Annotated in this window: 15 protein-coding genes and 1 pseudogene; 10 read left to right on the top strand and 6 right to left on the bottom strand. The window is 60.8% G+C overall.

Annotated features, from left to right (window positions below; all coding sequences use genetic code 11):
• Window positions 1-23 precede the first annotated feature (23 nt).
• The 6 genes and pseudogenes from LCM4573_RS19965 to LCM4573_RS19945 all read left to right on the top strand — a co-directional run bounded on the left by LCM4573_RS19965 (window position 24) and on the right by LCM4573_RS19945 (window position 8,839).
• Window positions 24-1,220, top strand: coding sequence for an aminotransferase class V-fold PLP-dependent enzyme (locus LCM4573_RS19965; protein WP_071008124.1), 1,197 nt, complete (start codon window positions 24-26; stop codon window positions 1,218-1,220).
• A 32-nt stretch (window positions 1,221-1,252) separates the two neighbouring features.
• A complete protein-coding gene (locus LCM4573_RS19960; protein WP_071008515.1) occupies window positions 1,253-3,088 on the top strand; it encodes an ABC transporter ATP-binding protein in 1,836 nt (611 codons plus the stop codon).
• A 604-nt stretch (window positions 3,089-3,692) separates the two neighbouring features.
• Window positions 3,693-6,448: pseudogene (locus LCM4573_RS19955) on the top strand (autotransporter outer membrane beta-barrel domain-containing protein).
• 44 nt (window positions 6,449-6,492) lie between these two features.
• Complete coding sequence (locus tag LCM4573_RS19950; RefSeq protein ID WP_071008123.1) at window positions 6,493-6,795, top strand: hypothetical protein; 303 nt, start codon at window positions 6,493-6,495, stop codon at window positions 6,793-6,795.
• A 372-nt stretch (window positions 6,796-7,167) separates the two neighbouring features.
• Window positions 7,168-7,635, top strand: a complete 468-nt coding sequence (locus LCM4573_RS27470; protein ID WP_338012598.1) for an SH3 domain-containing protein — start codon at window positions 7,168-7,170, stop codon at window positions 7,633-7,635.
• A 682-nt stretch (window positions 7,636-8,317) separates the two neighbouring features.
• Complete coding sequence (locus tag LCM4573_RS19945; protein ID WP_071008122.1) at window positions 8,318-8,839, top strand: DUF2865 domain-containing protein; 522 nt, start codon at window positions 8,318-8,320, stop codon at window positions 8,837-8,839.
• A 64-nt stretch (window positions 8,840-8,903) separates the two neighbouring features.
• Here the strand turns inward: LCM4573_RS19945 and LCM4573_RS19940 are convergent, their stop codons facing one another.
• From LCM4573_RS19940 to LCM4573_RS19930, 3 genes are read right to left on the bottom strand one after another with little or no spacing between them, the layout of a single operon-like run.
• Complete coding sequence (locus tag LCM4573_RS19940; RefSeq protein ID WP_071008121.1) at window positions 8,904-9,545, bottom strand: ThuA domain-containing protein; 642 nt, start codon at window positions 9,543-9,545, stop codon at window positions 8,904-8,906.
• A gap of 19 nt (window positions 9,546-9,564) precedes the next feature.
• On the bottom strand, window positions 9,565-10,665 hold the full coding sequence (locus tag LCM4573_RS19935) for a Gfo/Idh/MocA family protein (RefSeq protein ID WP_071008120.1): 1,101 nt from the start codon (window positions 10,663-10,665) through the stop codon (window positions 9,565-9,567).
• A 23-nt stretch (window positions 10,666-10,688) separates the two neighbouring features.
• Window positions 10,689-11,888, bottom strand: a complete 1,200-nt coding sequence (locus LCM4573_RS19930; protein WP_071008119.1) for an ROK family transcriptional regulator — start codon at window positions 11,886-11,888, stop codon at window positions 10,689-10,691.
• A 234-nt stretch (window positions 11,889-12,122) separates the two neighbouring features.
• Here LCM4573_RS19930 and LCM4573_RS19925 point away from each other — a divergent pair, with 234 nt between their 5' ends.
• From LCM4573_RS19925 to LCM4573_RS19910, 4 genes are all read left to right on the top strand, one after another.
• Complete coding sequence (locus tag LCM4573_RS19925) at window positions 12,123-13,406, top strand: extracellular solute-binding protein (RefSeq protein ID WP_071008118.1); 1,284 nt, start codon at window positions 12,123-12,125, stop codon at window positions 13,404-13,406.
• 73 nt (window positions 13,407-13,479) lie between these two features.
• Entirely contained in the window at window positions 13,480-14,418 is a 939-nt protein-coding gene (locus tag LCM4573_RS19920) for a carbohydrate ABC transporter permease (RefSeq protein ID WP_071008117.1), read from the top strand.
• Window positions 14,411-15,259, top strand: coding sequence for a carbohydrate ABC transporter permease (locus LCM4573_RS19915; RefSeq protein ID WP_071008116.1), 849 nt, complete (start codon window positions 14,411-14,413; stop codon window positions 15,257-15,259). Before LCM4573_RS19920 ends, LCM4573_RS19915 begins: the two co-directional genes overlap by 8 nt.
• Before the next feature lie 22 nt (window positions 15,260-15,281).
• Window positions 15,282-16,352, top strand: a complete 1,071-nt coding sequence (locus tag LCM4573_RS19910) for an ABC transporter ATP-binding protein (protein WP_071008115.1) — start codon at window positions 15,282-15,284, stop codon at window positions 16,350-16,352.
• Window positions 16,353-16,387: 35 nt separating this feature from the next.
• Here the strand turns inward: LCM4573_RS19910 and LCM4573_RS19905 are convergent, their stop codons facing one another.
• From LCM4573_RS19905 to LCM4573_RS19895, 3 genes are all read right to left on the bottom strand, one after another.
• Window positions 16,388-17,485 carry an alpha-hydroxy acid oxidase gene (locus LCM4573_RS19905; RefSeq protein WP_071008114.1) on the bottom strand — a complete coding sequence of 366 codons (1,098 nt, stop codon included), beginning with the start codon at window positions 17,483-17,485 and terminating at the stop codon, window positions 16,388-16,390.
• Window positions 17,486-17,548: 63 nt separating this feature from the next.
• A complete protein-coding gene (locus LCM4573_RS19900; protein WP_071008113.1) occupies window positions 17,549-17,899 on the bottom strand; it encodes a RidA family protein in 351 nt (116 codons plus the stop codon).
• Between the two features lie 80 nt (window positions 17,900-17,979).
• Window positions 17,980-19,089 (bottom strand): FAD-binding oxidoreductase, encoded by a 1,110-nt coding sequence (locus LCM4573_RS19895; protein WP_071008112.1) that lies wholly within the window; start codon window positions 19,087-19,089, stop codon window positions 17,980-17,982.
• Window positions 19,090-19,153 lie beyond the last annotated feature (64 nt).

The raw sequence follows: 19,153 nt of genomic DNA, 5'->3' as shown, positions 1-19,153 counted from the left end.
TGCCGCGATCAAGGAGAAACAGAATGTCCGATGATATCCGTCCTTCGCTCGGCCTGCGCCCGGTGATCAACGTCTCCGGCACGATGACGAGCCTCGGGGCTTCGATCGTCGTTCCGGAAGCCATCGAGGCGATGGCGAAGATCCTGCCGCAATTCGTCGAGATCAACGACCTGCAGCGCAAGGCAAGCGAGGTGATCGCCCGATTGACAGGCGGCGAGGCGGGTTTTGTGACGGCCTCCTGCTCCTCCGGCATCAGCGTTGCGGTCGCTGGCGCCATGACCGGAGACAATCTGCTGGCTATCGAGAGGCTGCCTGATGTCACGCCTGAGAAGAACGAGGTCATCGTGCAGACAGGCCATGTGGTGAGCTACGGTGCGCCGGTGGACCAGGCGATCCGGCTGGCCGGCGGCAAGGTCGTGCTGATCGGGCAGGCGACCTCGACGCATCGCTTCCATATGGAAAACGCCATCAACGAAAAGACGGCGGCTGCGGTCTACGTCGTCTCTCACCATGTGGTCGACTACGGATTGCTGCACCTCACCGAATTCGTGGAAATCGCCCATGCCAAAGGCGTACCGGTCATCGTCGATGCGGCGTCCGAATACGATCTCAAGCTCTTCCTTGCGCAAGGCGCCGATATCGCGCTCTATTCCGGCCACAAGTTTCTCGGTGGTCCAACCTCGGGCATCGTCGCTGGCAGGAAGGATCTGGTGCGGCACGCATTCCTGCAGAACATGGGAATTGGCCGGGGTATGAAGGTCGGCAAGGAAAGCGTCTACGGCGTTATGGYCGCGCTGGAAGCCTGGGAAAAGCGTGACCATGCCGGCATCCGCGAGCGCGAGACCGGCTATCTCAATCTCTGGAAAAAGACGCTCGATGGCCGTCCAGGCGTGACTGCGCTGATCGAGCCGGATCCGACCAATAATCCGCTCGACCGCATGCGTGTGATTGTCTCGCCGGCGGAAGCACATATCACCGCCTGGGATCTTGCGGCGGCGCTGGCTCGAGGCAACCCGCCGGTCATCGTCCGTGACCACGAGGTGGAGCACAACCACTTCTATCTCGATCCCTGTAACCTGCACCCCGGTCAGGAAACGGTCGTCGCACAGAGACTGTCCGAGGAGCTCGACAAGGCGCGCGCCTCCAACGAGATCATCGCCACGCCGATCGAAGAACGAAGCCGCCATCGCTTCGACAGCATCTTGCGCTGGCCGGATTGAGCCTCGACCAAGGAAAACGAAGGGGAACGATGATGAGTACCACGCAAGCTGAGCCTGTTTCGACCGCCGAGCCGGTCTTGTCGGTCGAAAACCTCACCACCTCGTTTCTGGTGGACGGCGAATGGAAATCGGTGGTGCGTGACGTCTCCTTCTCCGTCGCGCCCGGCGAGACGGTTGCCATCGTCGGCGAAAGCGGCTCGGGAAAGAGCGTGACTTCGCTTTCGATCATGCGGCTGTTGCAGGAGGATACAAGCCGCATCGAGGGGAAGATCATGCTCGGCGGCCGTGATCTACTGTCGCTTCCCGAGCATAAGATGCGCAAGGTTCGCGGCAACGAGGTCGCGATGATCTTCCAGGAGCCGATGACGAGCCTCAATCCGCTCTTCACCATCGGCGACCAGATTTCCGAGGCACTTTTATGCCACAAGGCGATGTCGAAGGCGCAGGCCAAGGCGGAAACCATCCGGCTGCTCGAAAAGGTGCGTATCCCTTCGGCGGCATCACGTTTCGACGAATATCCGCATCGCTTCTCAGGCGGCATGCGCCAGCGCGTGATGATCGCCATGGCGCTCGCCTCCAAGCCAAAGCTCCTCATCGCCGACGAACCGACGACGGCGCTCGATGTGACGATCCAGGGGCAGATCCTCGATCTCATCAAGATGCTGCAGGAAGAGGAGGGGACCTCCGTTCTCTTCATCACCCACGACATGGGTGTAGTGGCGGAGATCGCCGACCGGACGGTGGTCATGTATCGCGGCGAGCAGGTCGAGACCGGAGCGACGCCCGATATCTTCCATCGCGGCAGGCATCCCTATACCAGGGCGCTGCTTTCTGCGGTCCCGGTTCTGGGCTCGATGCGGGAATACGAACGGCCACTGCGTTTTCCCGTCGTCAACGCAGCCACCGGCGCTTCCGATATGCCGGTCGAGGTGCCGGATACCGTTTCCAAGGGACAGCCGATCCTCGAGGTGAAGAATCTCACCAAGCGTTTCGACATCTATTCCGGCCTATTCGGACGCCTGAGCGGACGGGTGCATGCGGTCGAGGACGTTTCGTTCGATCTCCATGCCGGCGAAACGCTCTCGCTTGTTGGAGAGAGCGGCTGCGGCAAGTCCACCACCGGCAGAGCGATCATGCGGCTCATTGAACCGGACGGCGGCTCGGTGATCGCCGATGGTAAGGATGTGCTGGGTCTCGACAAGCATGGCATGCGCGAGATGCGCAGGACGATCCAGATGATCTTTCAGGACCCCTTCGCTTCGCTCAACCCTCGCATGACAGTCGGCCAGGCGATCGCCGAACCTTTCCTGGAACACAGGATGGGCACGACGAAGGAGGCTCATGAGGTAACCGCGGAGATGCTGCGCAAGGTCGGCCTGTCTCCCGATATGGCAAGCCGCTATCCGCACGAGTTTTCCGGCGGCCAGCGTCAGCGCATCTGCATTGCCCGCGCGCTTGCCCTTCGGCCGAAGGTGATCGTCGCCGATGAGAGCGTTTCTGCGCTGGACGTGTCCATCAAGGCGCAGGTTATCAACCTGATGCTCGATCTGCAGCAGAGCTTGAACCTCGCTTTCCTCTTCATCAGCCATGACATGGCGGTGGTGGAACGGGTAAGCCACCGGGTGGCGGTCATGTATCTGGGTGAGATCGTCGAGATCGGTCCAAGAGCCGCGGTCTTCGGCAATCCTCAACACGAATACACGAAGAAGCTGATGGCCGCGGTTCCCGTGCCCGATCCCGATCGGCGCCGAGAGAAGCGCATGGCCGCGAATGAGGAGCTGAAAAGCCCCATCCGCCCCGTGGATTATGAGGTTCGGGCGCGGCCTTACCGGGAGGTGTCCGCCGGCCACCTCGTCGCCGCCGATTGAAACAGGAATCCAGGACTGACCGAAGCTTGAAGCCCCGGGGCAGCGTCTCGGTGACCCGCGGACCTATCCCTTTGATGATGGATGAAAAAGAGTTGCCTGGCTGTGGTCGCTCTTCGGTCTTCGTGGGCCCAGCCTGGATGGCCGCCTTGTTTTTGACGTCAATGGGGCCGCAATTTGAGCACTCCGATCACATTTCCGTGATTGCGCTTAGAGGGGATCGCGCCGCTCTTCTGGCGGGCCATAAACATCGGCCTTCCGTTTTTGAATAAAATCAAAAAAGAAAATTCGAAAATGCTGGATTTGGCTGATTTGGTATTGAGTTCCAATGGTCTGGGGAAATATGTTTCCGCTTCGGTTTGAAACAAATTGCTGCGTCCTTCGGCACAATAAAGCGTTTGTCTTGGCTAACGCTTACTCTCATTAATTGTTTGCATACTGCATCACCAAGCCGATCTTCTCTTTTCCAATTGGCTTCCTACCATCTCTTAAGGTCGCAGAATCTCTACCGTTCGCGGCTCAGGGTTGCGAATCTGTCATACCTATGGCGTACTCAAAACGTCAGAGGGGATTGGCTGGGAAAGCATTCAATTTGACAGGGGAGACGATGAACAATCGTACTGAGTTGCAAGGCCCGAAGCGGTTTCTGCTTTCCGGAAGCTGTCTGGTATCCGGCGTAATCCTTTTCTACTCAGAGCCTGTCAGTGCCGCGTGCACCTTTACTCCCCCAGTGGGAGACGACAGCTACACCTGTGACAGCGGCACATCGGTCGGGGGGCTGACCGATCCCGCCGGCAACAATACGCTGCTTCTTCCCAGCGGCGGTACGGGGACGATTGCCGGCGACGTTACATTCGGAACTGGAGCCGACAGGATCGAAATCCATTCGGGTACCATAGACGGCGTCGTGGTTCAGGGTGACGGCAACGACGCCTTCGTGATTTCCGGTGGCACCGTTACCGGCAATGTGCAGCAGGGCAGCGGCGTTGACGATTTCCGGATGACGGGCGGCACCATCCAGTCCCTCAACCAAGGTGACAATCTCGACACTTTCTTCATGTCCAACGGGCGCATCATTGATGCCTTCGACGACGGTGACGTCGCCACCATGACGGGTGGGCGCATCGGCCGCGTCAACATGAAGCTCGACGACAATATCTTCGACATGTCGGGCGGCACGATCGACCGTAACCTGGTGACCGGTTTCGGAATGACACGATCATTCTCTCGGGTGGCACGATTGGCGGCAATATCAGCGTCAGCGGCGGAACCGACAGTGTTACCGTCACCGGTGGCACGGTCGGCGGCAATGTGATGCTCAGCTTCGGCAACGACACGTTCGACTGGAACGGCGGCGGCATTATCTACGGCGCGGTCGATCTCGGCGGAGATAACGACACCGCCACGCTCACCAACCTGACGAACTCCCATATCGGCGCAACCACGCAGATAACAGGGGGCGCAGGTACGGACGGCTTGACGATGAGCAATGTCAAGACCGCAGGCGTCACCCGCTTCGACAGCTGGGAAACGATCGACCTCACCAATGACACGGAACTGGTGTTCGACGGCACTCTGCTACTCGGCGATGCGGGCACCGGCACCGGCACGCTGACGGTCGATTCCGCCAGCACCGTCTATGGCGGCGGCGCGAATGGCGGGGTTGCATCCTTCACGGCGGGCGCACTCGCCAATATGGTCAATGGCGGTCGGATCGATCTCACCAATGGTGGCGCCAGCACTTCGGATACGTTCACTGTCACCGGCAATTACACCGGCAATGGCGGCCAGATCTTCCTTGATACCGTCCTCGGCGACGACGCCTCGGCTTCCGACAAGCTGATCATCGACGGCGGTACTGCTTCCGGAAGCACGGGAATGAACGTAGTCAATGCCGGAGGTTCCGGTGCGCGCACGACCGCGGACGGCATCATGGTCGTCGAGGCCGTGAACGGGGCGACCACGGCAGGCGGTGCATTCGCGCTTAACAGCCGCGTTGCTGCCGGTGCCTACGAATATTACCTGTTCAAGGGCGGTGTTTCGGCCGGAACTCAAGACAACTGGTATCTCCGTTCGACGATCGTGTCCGGCGGTGGAGCGATTGCCGGAGCCCCAAGCCCGGTTGAGCCGAATACCACGCCACAGGCCGAGGATCCGGATATCGCCGAGGCGCCCCCGCCTTCGGAACTGCCGCCCACTCCCTTGCCGAGCGAGGGAGATGCGACGACGGATCCGGTTGACCCGACGCCGCCCATCAATGCCGGGGACCCGCAGCCGGAGGCTCCACCCGCGCCGCCGGCGGCCGCAGCGGCAGATCCGCCGCCGCCGCCACCCGCGCCCCCCACCTCGCCCGCGCTATCGGCGGTGCCGCCCACTCCGGGTGCCACGCGGGTTATTGCTGACGTCGTGCCGCTTTACCGCATCGAGGTTCCGACCTATTCGGCCGTGCCGCCGGTCGCTCAATATCTGGCACTGTCGACGCTCGGTACCTTCCATGAACGGCGCGGAGAACAAGCCTTGCTGCATGGCGGTGGATGGATGCCCACCACATGGGCGCGCACCTTCGGCCAGAGCACCGAACTGCAGTGGGACGGAACCGTTCTGCCCAGCTTCGACGGCAATCTCTTCGGCTTCCAGGCCGGCCAGGACCTGTTCGGCCGCGAGACCGAAGGGGGACATTTCGACCGTTTCGGCCTTTTCTTCGGCTATTCCAAGATGAATGGCGACATCAAGGGCCAGGCGCTTGGCTGGAACAACCTCTCGGTGGGTGAGGTCGACGTCAGTGGAACCAGCCTGGGTGGCTATTGGACCCATATCGGGCCCCAGGGCTGGTACCTCGATGCCATTCTCATGGGCACATGGTTTGGGGGCGACGCAACGTCGAGTGCAGGTGAATCGCTCGATATCGACGGAACCGGCGTCACGGCCTCTCTCGAAGGCGGCTATCCGGTCGCGCTCAGCGAGGATTGGACGCTGGAACCGCAAGGCCAGATTATCTGGCAGCATATCTCCCTGGATGATTCATCCGATAGTTTCTCCTCGGTATCGTTCGATTCCGACAATTCCTTCACTGGGCGGCTCGGGGTTCGGCTGCAGGGGAACTATCAGACCAGTGCCGGTCTCATTCAGCCTTATCTCAAGGCGAATCTCTGGCACAACTTTTCCTCCGACCAGACGATCCGCTTTGATGACGATCCTATTGTCACCAAGATTGGCGGAACGTCGCTGGAGGTCGGAGGAGGCGTGGTCGCCAGCCTGACCGAGAGGGTCAGCCTGTACGCGACCGTGGATTATACGACCAATCTAGGCGGTGAAAGGACGCGCATCTTCGAAGGGAATATCGGTCTTAACATTAAGTGGTAATCCGCTGGCGGTCAGCGGATTGAGCGACCATAACGGAGGAATCCATGGAAGCTATTATCGCACAGTTGATTGGTGGTGTTCTCGGCGGAACGGCCGGTGGCAAGGTTGTCCCGAGCTCCGATCTCGGAGGTATCGGTAACCTGATCGCCGGCGCGGTCGGAGGCGTCGGTGGGGGGCAGTTGCTCGGAGCTCTTCTCGGTGGGGCGACCGGTGCTGCAACCGGTGACGCTGCGGCGGGGTTAGATATTGCCGCCCTGGCTGGTCAGTTTGTCGGCGGTGGCGTGGCTGGCGCTGTTGTTCAGATCGTTGTCGGTCTGATCAAGAACAGGCTGGTGGCGCGCTCCTGATCTCAGCCGCGCAAACCGGTTCGGGAAACTCTGTTTCCCGAACCGCGAAAGCTGACGCAGGTCGTGCAGCGATTTGGCGATCGCGACATGCGTAGAGGCAATGGCTTAAAGCGTGGAAGCCGCATCCGAAGGATCGCACACGCTTTGGGTCGATTGGTTATTCTGATTGCTGATTTCATGGCTCCTGACTTCGTCAAGAAGTCGGGTGGGTAAACTTGCTCCTGAAAATCACCCAGGAGTGCATTGCATTGGCGACACGGTTTTACTCCGCGGATAACGCGGCCTGAAATGCAGATCTAAAAATTGTTGTGTCGGCGGAATTCCGCCGTTCACGGATCATGATTGCTGGCTTGCAGCGCATTGACCAGGTCAATGCAAGGCGTAACCCGAGGACAGACGATGCGGACGAAAAACATTGCAGCAACGCTTGCCTTACTGCTGGGAATCTCGCTTCCCTCTCTGGCTGAGGCGGCCAATGCCTATGCTACGGGCAATGTAAACATGAGAACCGGCCCGGGTACGCAATATGGTCGCGTAGGCACCATTCCGGCCGGTGCGACGCTTACCATTCGTGGATGCCTGAACGGCTATAGCTGGTGCGAGGTGACCTTTGCCGGCCGGCGAGGTTGGGCTTCCAGCAACTATCTCCAAGCCACCTACCAGAACCGGCGTCGGCCGATCATACATGTCGGCCCGATAATCGGGTTGCCGATTATCGTGCACAGGCCGCGTCCACCCCATTGGGGAGGGCACCGCCCGCGCCCACCGCATTGGGGCCATCGTCCGCGTCCGCCGCACTGGGGTCACCGCCCGCGTCCCCCGAGGCCGCAACCTCGCTGAGGCAGAGCGATGCAAGCAAACAAACATCTCGCGAATGCAGCTAGGGCGCTCTCCCTGTCAGACAAGGAGATCGCCCAGCGGCTCGGCGTGTCGGTCGCCGTCTTGAGATTGATCGATGGCGCCGCATCACCTGAATATCTCCGCCTCGCCCTCGCGGCTCTGGTCGTAGGGCTTGATCCGGATGCCGTGTTCAGATCCGGCGCTGTTCCTGCCCAGCCTGCGAAGGAGAGCGGTCTCCGGAATTTCTGTCTCCCAACCTTTCGAGTAGCTAATGATGCGGTTCTGGAATGCAGCGATTTTTGTTTTGCTTCCGCTGCTCCTAGGTCAGGCGGCAGCGCAAGCCCAAAGCTGTGGTCCGGGCGGTGCCCGGAACTTATCAGGAGGTGGCGAGAAGGCGGCGCAATTGCAAAGACAGCTTGCCGCCATTCGAGCTATCGAACGAAAACGCCAGTGTGCCGGCGAAAGTGGGCAGGGAGGATTTTTCAATGCCTGCCGCGACCTCACTAATCAGAGACGCAGGGTGGAAGCAGCGCTCAGTGMCGCGCGCGGAGGGAATTCTGCAAATTGCCGCGCCTCGGCCCGACAGCAATCCMGGCGACAGCAATCGGCCCAGGCGGCGGCATCGGCGAGGACATCAAAGGCCGTGCAGTCACCGCAATCGTCGCGGGAGCAACAGAGATCAGTGTCCAAGAAATACGCCGGCGTCGTTAAGCCCGGCAAGGCCATGCTTTATTGCGTCCGCCTTTCCGACGGCTATTTATTCCCTGCGCCGAATTCCCAATTCGTCAGCAGCGATGCGGCGGAAGCCATCTTGCGTCAGTGCCAGTATATCTGCGAGGATCAGGCGATGGATGTCTATGTCCTGGAAGGTTCCGATCTCGAGACGGACCAGATGGTCTCGATCAGCAGCAGGACGAGCTACAAGGATCTCCCGCGAGCCTTCTGGTACCGCAGCCAGGAAAATTTCCAGAAATGCGATTGGAACCGCTATGTCGACCGCATCTATGAGCTGCAGATGGCCGAGATGATGTCCGAGAACATGGAAGACGTTTCCGTGCCCGTGCCGGAAAGCCGCCCGGAGTTGGACGAAGACGAGGTATCGACGGAGGCGACGGCCAGCATAACGGCGGACAGACCTTTGATCGATCGGCCGATCAGGATCATAGGTACTCCGTTCCTGCCCCCGCAGACCTCGGCTCAATAAAAGAAGAATCGCCGGCTTTCGCCGGCAATCGATTCATCGCAAATGCGAGCCAATGGAGGTTGATCTAGCGCGCGGCCCAATTGGCGCCGCGGCGGAAAATGGTCTTCATCTGCGGAACGTCGAATTCCTTCGCCTGATGGCCGAGGGAGGAATAGAAGACGCGGCCCTTCCCGTATTTCCGCTTCCAGGCGACCGGCATGACCACGCCATCGATCCAATAGGCATGTTCGCCGGTAAAGGTGGTCGTCGCCAGCACCTCGTTGGAGGGATCGACGTGCATGTAATATTGCTCGGACGTATAGAGAAAATCCGTGATGCCTTCCATGATAGGGTCGTCCGGGCGGGTCACGTTGACCGTATAGTCGATGATATTGCCGGGATGGGCGACCCACTGGCCGCCGATGATGAACTGGTAGTCGACGGATTCGCGGAATGCGTCTCCCGCGCCGCCGTGATAGCCGGCGATGCCAACGCCGCCTTCGACCGCGGCCGCCAGATTCTTCACCTCTTCCTTCTCTATTTTGGACATGGTCATGATCGGCACGATCAGGCTCAGATCGTGAACCGACGGGTCGGCAAGGGCTTCGGTACCGTGCTCAAGATAGACCTTGAACCCATCTTCCTCGAGCATGTTCTTGATGATTGCCGCGCATTCCTGCGGTTCGTGGCCGCTCCAGCCGCCCCAGACGATCAATGCTTCCCGCATGGTTTCCTCCTCAACAATTTCAATTTGCCAACTGCCCGTCGACGAGCGACTGGGACAATGCAGCAGGGCGCTCAGTTGCAGTGGTAATCTCGACGACCCGGCCGGATTCCGACGCGAGATGGAAGGCCTCCATGACCTCGAGAACATGCAGGGCGAGATCGCCATTGGCCCGGTGAGGGCGGTTCGAGCGGATCGCGTGCGCCATGTCCGCCACGCCAAGCGAGCGGAAATTGCCTTCTGCATAGGGTAGCGTCACGGGTAGTTCCTCGAACTGGCCGCCCTTCTTCAGATATTCGACCGCGCCGCCGAAGCGGTTCGGATCGGGAACGATGAGCGTGCCCTCGGTTCCATAGACCTCGAGCGGCACGTGCTTGTGTCCGGCAACGTCGAAGCTCATGCCGATCTGAACGACCGCACCATTCGCAAAGGCCATCACTCCTGCGACATGGGTCGGCACGTGCACTGGAATCCGCTCACCATTGCGGGGCTCGCTGGTAATGATGCGTTCCTGGCGCGGCGTGGTCGCAAATCCAACGACCTTCGAGACCGGCCCCAGCAGGTTCACCAGATCGGTAATGTAATAGGGACCCATGTCCAGCATGGGGCCCCCGCCGATCTCGTAGTAGAAGGCCGGGTTCGGGTGCCATCGCTCATGTCCGGGGCACATGAAAGTGGCGGTGCCGCCGACCGGTAGCCCGATGACGCCCTCATCGAGCAAGGCGCGGGCGGTCTGATGGCCGCCGCCGAGGAAGGTATCGGGAGCGGCTCCGATGCGAAGCCCTTTGCTCCTGGCTGCGTCGGCCAGTTTTTTCCCTTCCRCGAAATTGATACCGAGCGGCTTTTCGGAATAGGTGTGCTTGCCCGCGTCGAGTGCCTGAAGAGCAACCGCGACATGGGCCTTCGGAACGGTGAGATTGACGATGATCTCGACCCTCGGGTCGGCGAGAAGGTCCTCGACGCTTCTGGCGGCAAGGTTGAATTCAGCTGCTTTGGCCTCGGCGAGTTCGCGATTGAGATCGGCCACGCCACGAATATCGAGGATCGGGAACGAGGACATCGCCTTCAGATAGGCACCTGAAATATTGCCGCACCCGATGATGCCGATACCAACCTTCTCCATGAAATTCTCCCGGTGAGTGATCTTTAAAGTGCAGGCCCCGTCGTGCTCCATGGCGACTCGTAAAGCTCGTAGAGCGCGACCGCGGCAGCGCCCTGGGCCCAGAAATCGTCGGCCGAATCGTCGAAGACGAGTTCGCTGACACCTTTCAAGGAAGGCGGAATGGCGAGAGCATAGGCCTCGCGAAGACTGTTCAGAAAAGGCTCGCCAAGCGCGAGCGAGGAGCCGACGAGAATGACGCGCGGCGGCGCAAACAGCGTAACGATATTGGCGATCGTCAAGCCTACCGCCTCGCCCGCGCGTTTGGCGGCCTCGATCAGCCGGTTGTCATCGGCTTCGATCAGGGCCTGGGCGCGGCTCATGCCCCGGCCAAGCCGGATCGCTTCGGCAAAGCGCCCGTCGGCCTGCTGATCCCCGAGGATCGCGCTTTCTCCGGCCTGGCTGGAGAGCCGCACGACGCCCTGGAGGCCCATGCCGAGCACGAGATCACCGAGATTGTGGCTGAGCCCGCCCGCTCCGCGGAAGAGCTTGTTGTTGTGTAGCACGCCGAGGCCGAGCGTCTGCTCGAGCGAGATCAATACCATGTCCTCCAGCTCGCGGGCCTTGCCGAACCAATGGTGGGCGAGCGTGATGGCATGCGCATCGCTCTCGACAATCGTCGAGGTGGACAATCTTGCCGACATTTCCGTCGCAAAATCAACATTCACGTCCCGAAAGATCGGGCTGCTGCGGATATGGCCGGTGCGGTGCTCTATGACGCCGGGCAGGCCGAGGCAGACGCTTGCCACGTCTTCCAGCGACAGTCCCGCATCGACTACGCAGCGCCGCACGCCGTCCTCCACTAGATCGGCGATGACGCCGATCGGCTGGCGGTCGATGCGGATGGGCAGCGTCAGTTTCGACAGTACGTCGCCGCGGAAATTGGTGACGACGAAGACCATCCGGCTGGCGGCGATCTTGGCGCCGACGACGCGCGCCGCATCCTGATTGACCTCCAGCATGACGCGCGGTCGTCCCCGTACCGCTTCGTTGCGGATATCGCCTTCGTGGCGCGTAAGGATGAGGCCATCGTCGAGCAGGGAGGCTGTGATGGCCGAAACCGTGGTGGTGGATAGTTCCGTCCGTTCACTGATCTCGATGCGGGCGATCGGTCCGTGCCTCCGGATCGTGTCGAGCACGTTCAGGCGGTTGATCGCACGCATCAGTTCCGGATCGGCAGTCTTCATCGGCACTCACGATGCCTGACGATCCCATCGCGGATGCGATTTATTTCGTGAGGCAAATTAAATTTGCCATGTTGTAGGATCGATCTCGAGCCGTTTGCAACCAAAATTTTGATGGTTGCACTTGAAATCCGCCGATTCTGAGCTTTATCCGTCGCCCCTATTGACAGGAAGGGCCGTGTGACGCTTTTATTTATTCCGGATACAGAAATAAGTGCAACTGGGGAGGAGCACCTTATGCTGACCATCAATCGAATTGCGCTTCGCTTTTTGTCGGCCGCTGCCATCAGCGCGCTGACGTTCAGTTCTACCGCCTCGGCCGATGCGGTCGTCAAATGGCTTCACGTCGAATCCAATCCGGCTTTCGTGAAGGTCTGGCAGGACATCATCGACAAATATCAGGCCGARCATCCCGGCGTGAAGATCGAGATGCAGTTCCTCGAAAACGAGGCTTTCAAGGCGAAGCTGCCGACCCTGCTGCAATCGAGCGATGCGCCTGACTTTTTCTATAGCTGGGGCGGCGGCGTTCTAAAACAGCAGCAGGCGACCGGTGCCTTGAAGGATATCACGGAGGCGATGAACGCAGATGGCGGCGCCTGGGTGAAGACCTATAATCCGGCGGCGGTCAAAGGCCTGACTTTCGATGGCAAGATGAGCGCCGTGCCCTTCAAGATGAGCACAGTCAGTTTCTTCTACAACAAGGAGAACTTCGCCAAGGCGGGGGTGGATGCCGCCGGTATCAAGACATGGGACGATTTCCTGGGCGCGGTCAAGAAGCTCAAGGATGCAGGTATCACGCCGATCGCAGGCGGTGGCGGAGAGAAGTGGCCGATCCATTTCTACTGGAGCTATCTCGTCATGCGCAATGCCGGACAGCAGGGCTTCGATGAAATGAAGACCGGCGAGGGCGACGGCTTCCTGGCGCCGGCCGCGATCAAGGCCGGCGAGCAGCTTGCCGAACTCGGCAAGCTGGAACCTTTCCAGCAGGGTTATCTGGGCTCCACGTGGCCGCAGGCGCTGGGCGTCTTCGGTGACGGCAAGGCCGCCATGATCCTCGGGTTCGATACGACGGAGGCCAATCAGCGGAAAAATGCCGGCGACGGCAAGGGGCTGGCGAGCGACAATATCGGCCGTTTCGAGTTTCCCATCGTCGCGGATGGCGCCGGCGCCGCGACGGACACGCTCGGAGGCATTAACGGCTGGGCGGTGACCGCCAAGGCGCCGCCGGAAACGCTCGATTTTCTGGCATATCTGACAGGTGTGGAAAGCGAACGGCTCATGGCCAAGGCCGGCCAGATCCTCCCGGCTGTCGCCGGGGCCGAGGATAGCGTGACGGACCCTCTCATGCACCAGTCCGCCGAACAGCTTGCGCGCTCCACATGGCATCAGAATTTCTTCGATCAGGAACTCGGTCCGTCGGTTGGTCGCGTGGTGAACGACGTTTCGGTTGCCATCGTGTCGGGGCAGATGTCGCCGGAAGAGGGCGCGCAGATGATCCAGGAAGCGATCGAGCTGGAATAGATGTGATGCCTATGATCGGCGGGCTTCCACGCCCGCCGATCAGCATTCCTCGATCCCGATACCCGGAGCGAAGATGACGAATTTTTCTGCAACGACGGCCGCCGGACCGGTCGCAGAGGCCAGGCCCTCTGCACGGCGAAAAAGCCCCACCGTTCGCGGACGGCTTCCGGTGCTGGTCCTGTTCCTGCCGCCGGCATTGCTCCTCTTCACGATCTTCGTGATCCTGCCCATGGGCGAGGCGGCGTTCTACAGCCTCTATCGATGGGACGGTTATGGCCTGCCCACGCAGTTCGTCGGCTTGAGAAACTTCGAGGTTCTGTTCAAGAACAGCGCGTTCCTGACGGCCCTCAAGAACAATTTCCTGATCATCGTGGTCTCGCTGGTCTTCCAGATTCCGCTCGCGCTCTGGCTCGCGACGATGCTGGCGACGCGGATCAAGGGCGTGGTGTTCTTCCGGTTGATCTTCTTTCTGCCCTATGTGCTGGCCGATGTCGCCGCAGGCCTGATCTGGCGCTTCGTCTATGACGGCGACTACGGCCTGTTCGCGGCGATTGCCGGCCTTCTCGGCGTCGAAACGCCCTATGTGCTGGCCGATAAGGACCTGGCGATCTATGCGGTTCTGGCGGTCATCGTGTGGAAATATTTCGGCTTTCACATGATGCTGTTCATTGCCGGGCTGCAGTCGCTCGACAGAAGCGTGCTGGAAGCGGCCGAGATCGACGGCGCCACGGGCTGGCAGAAGTTCCGCTTCGTGACCTTGCCGCTGCTAAGCTCGACACTGCGGCTTTCGGTCTTCTTCGCCGTGGTCGGCTCGCTGCAGCTTTTCGACATGATCATGCCGCTGACAGGCGGCGGCCCGTTCAACTCGACCCAGACCATGGTGACCTTCCTTTATAATTTCGGCGTCACCCGAATGCAGGTCGGTCTTGGCAGCGCGGTCGGCGTCGTCCTTTTCGTGATCTGCGTGACGCTCGCCTTCAGTTACAAACGGATATTCATGCGCCATGACTGAGATGTCCTCGTCCATTCGAATGAGCACGGGCACGAAGATCTATCTCTACGTGTCGCTCATCATCATCGCGGCGGTCGTCGTCGTCCCGCTGCTCACCACCGCGCTGGGAGGCTTCAAGACCCTGGGCGACCTGCGCACCAATCCCTTCGGCCTGCCGGTGGATTGGCAATGGTCGAACTATACCGATATCCTGTTCGGGGAACGCTACTGGCGGCAGATGATGAACTCGCTGATCATCGCCGTCCTGACGGTGACCCTGACGATCTCCGTCTCGGCTATGGCGGCATTCACGTTCGCTCATGTCCGCTTCTTCGGCTCCAACTTCCTTCTTAACTATTTCCTGATCGGGCTGATGTTCCCGGCGGCAACCGCCATCCTGCCGCTCTTTATCCGCATCCGCGATCTCGGGCTCCTCAACACCTATTGGGGTGTCGTCCTGCCGCAGGTCGCCTTCGGTCTCGGAATGAGCATCCTGCTCTTCCGGAACTACTTCCGCAATCTTCCCGAAGAGCTGTTCCAGGCGGCCTTCGTGGATGGCTGCGGCTATATCCGTTTCTTCTGGCATGTCTCGCTGCCGCTGTCGCGCCCGATCATCGCAACCGTCGGCATCGTTTCATTCGTCTCGAGCTGGAACAGCTACATACTGCCGCTGATCATGCTGAATTCGGAGACCATGTATCCGTGGCCGCTCGGCATCATGGTCTATCGCGGCGAGTTCGGCACGGAATGGCAGCTGGTTCTCGCCTTCATAACGGTCACCATCCTGCCGACGATCATCGTCTTCTTCCTGGCACAAAAGCATATCATCGCCGGGTTGACCGCCGGCGCCGTCAAATCCTGATCCCCGCAGATTGGAGCAGCCAATGGCATCCGTCACATTGTCGAACATCAAGAAGTCCTACGGCTCGCTCGGGGTCATCCATGGCGTCTCGCTATCGATCGAGGACGGGGAATTCATCGCTCTGGTCGGTCCCTCCGGCTGCGGAAAATCGACGCTTCTAAGAATGATCGCGGGGCTTGAGGAGATCACCGATGGCGACGTCTCGATCGGCGGCAAGGTGGTGAACGAGTTGACGCCCCGCGAGCGCAACATCGCCATGGTCTTCCAGTCCTATGCTCTTTATCCCCACATGACGGTCGCCGAAAACATGGGCTTCAATCTGAGGCTTTCCGGCGAACCCAAGCCGGTGATTGCGCAGCGCGTGGCCGAAGCCGCTCGCATGCTGGACCTGACCGACCTCCTCGACCGCAAGCCGGCGCAGCTATCCGGCGGCCAGCGGCAGCGCGTCGCCATGGGCCGCGCGATCGTTCGCAACCCGGCGGTTTTCCTGTTCGACGAGCCGCTTTCGAACCTCGACGCCAAACTGCGCGTGCAGATGCGCTCCGAGATCAAGACGCTGCACCAGAAGGTCAAGACGACTTCGATCTATGTGACCCACGACCAGATAGAGGCGATGACGCTCGCCGATCGCGTGGTGGTGCTCAACCAGGGCAGGGTGGAGCAGCAGGGCACACCGATCGAGCTTTACCGCAAACCGGCCAATCTCTTCGTGGCCGCCTTCATCGGCTCGCCGGCGATGAACATCCTGGACGGCACCGTGGAGGCCGATGGCGGAGAACCCGCCGCGCGACTCGGTGACGGGACGGCTGTCCGCATCTCCACCGATCGCAAGGTGAAGCCCGGCCAGCGGATCAAGATCGGCCTGCGTCCGGAACATCTGAACCCCGGTGCGGGCGGAGCCGCGCTCGCGGGCCAGACGCTTCTGGTCGAGCCCACGGGGGCCCAGACGCATGTAGTCTTCGATCTCGCCGGCCAGGCCGTGACGGCGGTTGTTGACGGTGAATATCCCGCCCGCTATGGCGCCCGCTTCCAGGCCAGCATCGCCGCCGAGCAGGTGCATGTCTTCGACAGGGAGAGTGGTATCGCCCTTTAACCAGCGAGCCGGCTGCCATTCACCGTCCCACGCGACTATCTGCCGGAGGCGATGACTTCGCGGGTCAGTTCGTCGACCCTCGAACAGCCGAGATGGCCGAGCGTGGTCCAGAACTCCCGCTGCAGCAGCTCCAGGGTCCGCCGCACGCCGGCTTCTCCGTCGGCTGCGAGCCCGTAGGCGATGATCCGGCCAAGGGCGACGGCATCGGCGCCGAGTGCGATCGCGGCGGCGATATCGCTGCCGCGCCGGATGCCTGAATCGAATATGATCGGTACGTCCGTACCGACCGCTTCACGGATTGCGGGCAATGTCTCCAATGCCGGTGGCGTGCGGTCGATCGTGCGGCCGCCATAATTCGAGACATAAAGACCCGCGGCTCCGGCATCGAGCGAAGCTTTGGCGTCGCGCACGCTCGACACGCCCTTGACGATGCAGGGAAGCGGCGCCTTCTTGATGACGGCTGCGGCCTGCGCCCAAGTCCAGCGCGGCTGCGTGAAATCGAGAAGCTCATGCAGGGCTGCAGGATCCGATTTGCCCGGGCCGAAGTTAGAGGGGCTGGATTCGCCCCGAATGGTGAAGCGGTCCTCCATCATGCGTTCGCGCCACTGGCGGATCGGCGAATAGGTGACGCAGATGTATTTGTAGCCGGCGGCTTTGGCGCGCTCCATCATGTCGAGTACCGCACCTTCATCGCCGACAAAGGTCATCTGAAAGATCGAAGCGACGGGCGAGGCTTGGGCCACGTCTTCCAGCGAATGGCCGGCCGCGACCGGCACCATCTGCTGAATGCCTGCAGCCGCGGCAGCGCGGCCGATCGCCAGATGTCCTTCCGGATGGAACACTTTCTCCCCACCCCCAAAGGGCGCGATGAAGGCGGGAAAGCTCAAGTCGAAACCGAGCACTTTCGTGCGTGTGTCGGGATTGTCGATGCCGGCAAAGAGCGGGACTTCGAAGCGGATATTGTCGAAAACCGAGGTGTTTTCCTTCAGCGTTACCTCGTCGCCCGTGCCGCAGGATAGATAGTTCCAGTCGATCTCGGAGAGGCGGCGTTGGGCATCCCTGTAGATGCCGCGCAAGGTCGTATATTTCTCGGTGGCTGCGTAACGATCATCGATCCGGTTCGTCTCGGTCATGTCCGTTCCCTTATCGGCTGAAAGCGAACGGGCGGATAAAGATCCGCCCTTGAAAACTAGTGGCTATTTCTTCGCGGCGATCAGTACGATCTCGATGAGGCGGCGCGGATCGCCAAGATCGGCAACGCCGATCGTTGCGCGCGACGGCAGGTCGTCACCGTCAATCCATTCAAGCCAGGCCTCGTTCATCTCTTCCTTGCGCGACATGTCGGAAAGATAGATGCGAGCCGAAAGGATATTCTTCTTGTCGGAACCGCATTCGGCGAGCACCTCGTCGAGCTTGGCGCAGGTCTGAAGGGTCTGCTCCTTCATGCCGAGCGAGATATCGTTGGCGGCATGTCCGCCGAGATAGAGCACGCCGTTATGTTCGACGACGCCATGCATGATGCGGTGCTTGCGGTGACGCTTGATCATCATAAATTCCTTTGACAAGGGGGGAGGGGGCCGGCCGCACGCACGCGGCAGGTCGGGGTTGGAGTTTTGCCGGTCCGGGATCAGCAGCGCCCCTGCGGGGCATATTTCTCGATCGGGATATCCGTCGCCTGACCGGTTACGAGCTTGGCGAGCTGGCTGCCCGCGAATGGTCCGATCGTCAGCCCGCCGGCGCCAAGGCCATTGCCGAGCGTCAGGTTTGCGATGCCGGGTACGCGGCCGAGGATCGGGTTCATGGTTTCGCCGGCAGGGCGGAAGCCGATGCGGGTTTCGATCAGCGTTGCATTGGCCAGACCGGGCGCGATGTTAAGGCCGGCGCTGAGAACCTCATGCTCGCCCGCGGCGGTCACGCGGTAGTCGAAGCCCGAATTGGTCTCGCGGGTGGCACCGATCACCACGCGGGAGTCGTCGAAAGCCAGCATGTAATGGCTGCTCATGGGCAGCACGACCGGCCATTTGGCGGTTGCCACGCCCGGCAGGCGCAAGTGGATGATCTGCCCTTTCTGCGGCACGACGGGATGGGAAAGGCCGAGTGGCCGCAGGATCTGCGAGGCCCAGGCGCCCGCTGCAACGATGATCTCGTCGGCTTCGATCACTAGACCGTTGCTGTCGAGGCAGCGGGCGCGATTGCCTTCGAGCTTCAGCGTCACGTAGTCGCTACGGAATTTTGCGCCCATGGCGACGGCGGCGCGCACCATGGCGGCGGAAAGCAGCCGGGCATCGACGCGGGCGGCTCCCGGAATATGGATCGCATCCAGATCGCCCCGCAGCGGCGGGAAAAGCGCGCGGGCCTGCGTGGGCGTCAGATGGCGGACTTCACCCGCCTCGGGAGCTTCCTGCACGCGCCTTGCGACCCTCTCTGCGGCGGCGTGGAATTCAAACCGGTCTTCGGCAACAACAAGGGCTCCGACCTTGCCGTAGCCGAGGTCCGTCTCACCCTTCGTCTTCAGTCCTTCGATGAGGCTGTCGTAGAAACGGGCGCCCGAGGCATACATATAGTACCAGTCCGGATCGTCGGCCTTGGTGGCCCAGGGGCAGACGATCCCGGCACCGGCCATGGTGGCCTTGCCCTGATGGGCTTCGTCGACGATTTCAACATCCACGCCCTGGCGGGCCAGATGGTAGGCGGCGCTGGCGCCGAGGATGCCGGCACCGATAATCAAGACACGCATTTCAATTTCCTGCATTTCAACATGAGATTGGCAAGGCCGGAGAGATGCCGGCTGATAACGCCGG

The organism is Rhizobium sp. LCM 4573 (genome assembly GCF_001854865.1).
GTDB lineage: Bacteria > Pseudomonadota > Alphaproteobacteria > Rhizobiales > Rhizobiaceae > Neorhizobium.
This window is presented reverse-complemented; position numbering and strand designations above follow the sequence as displayed.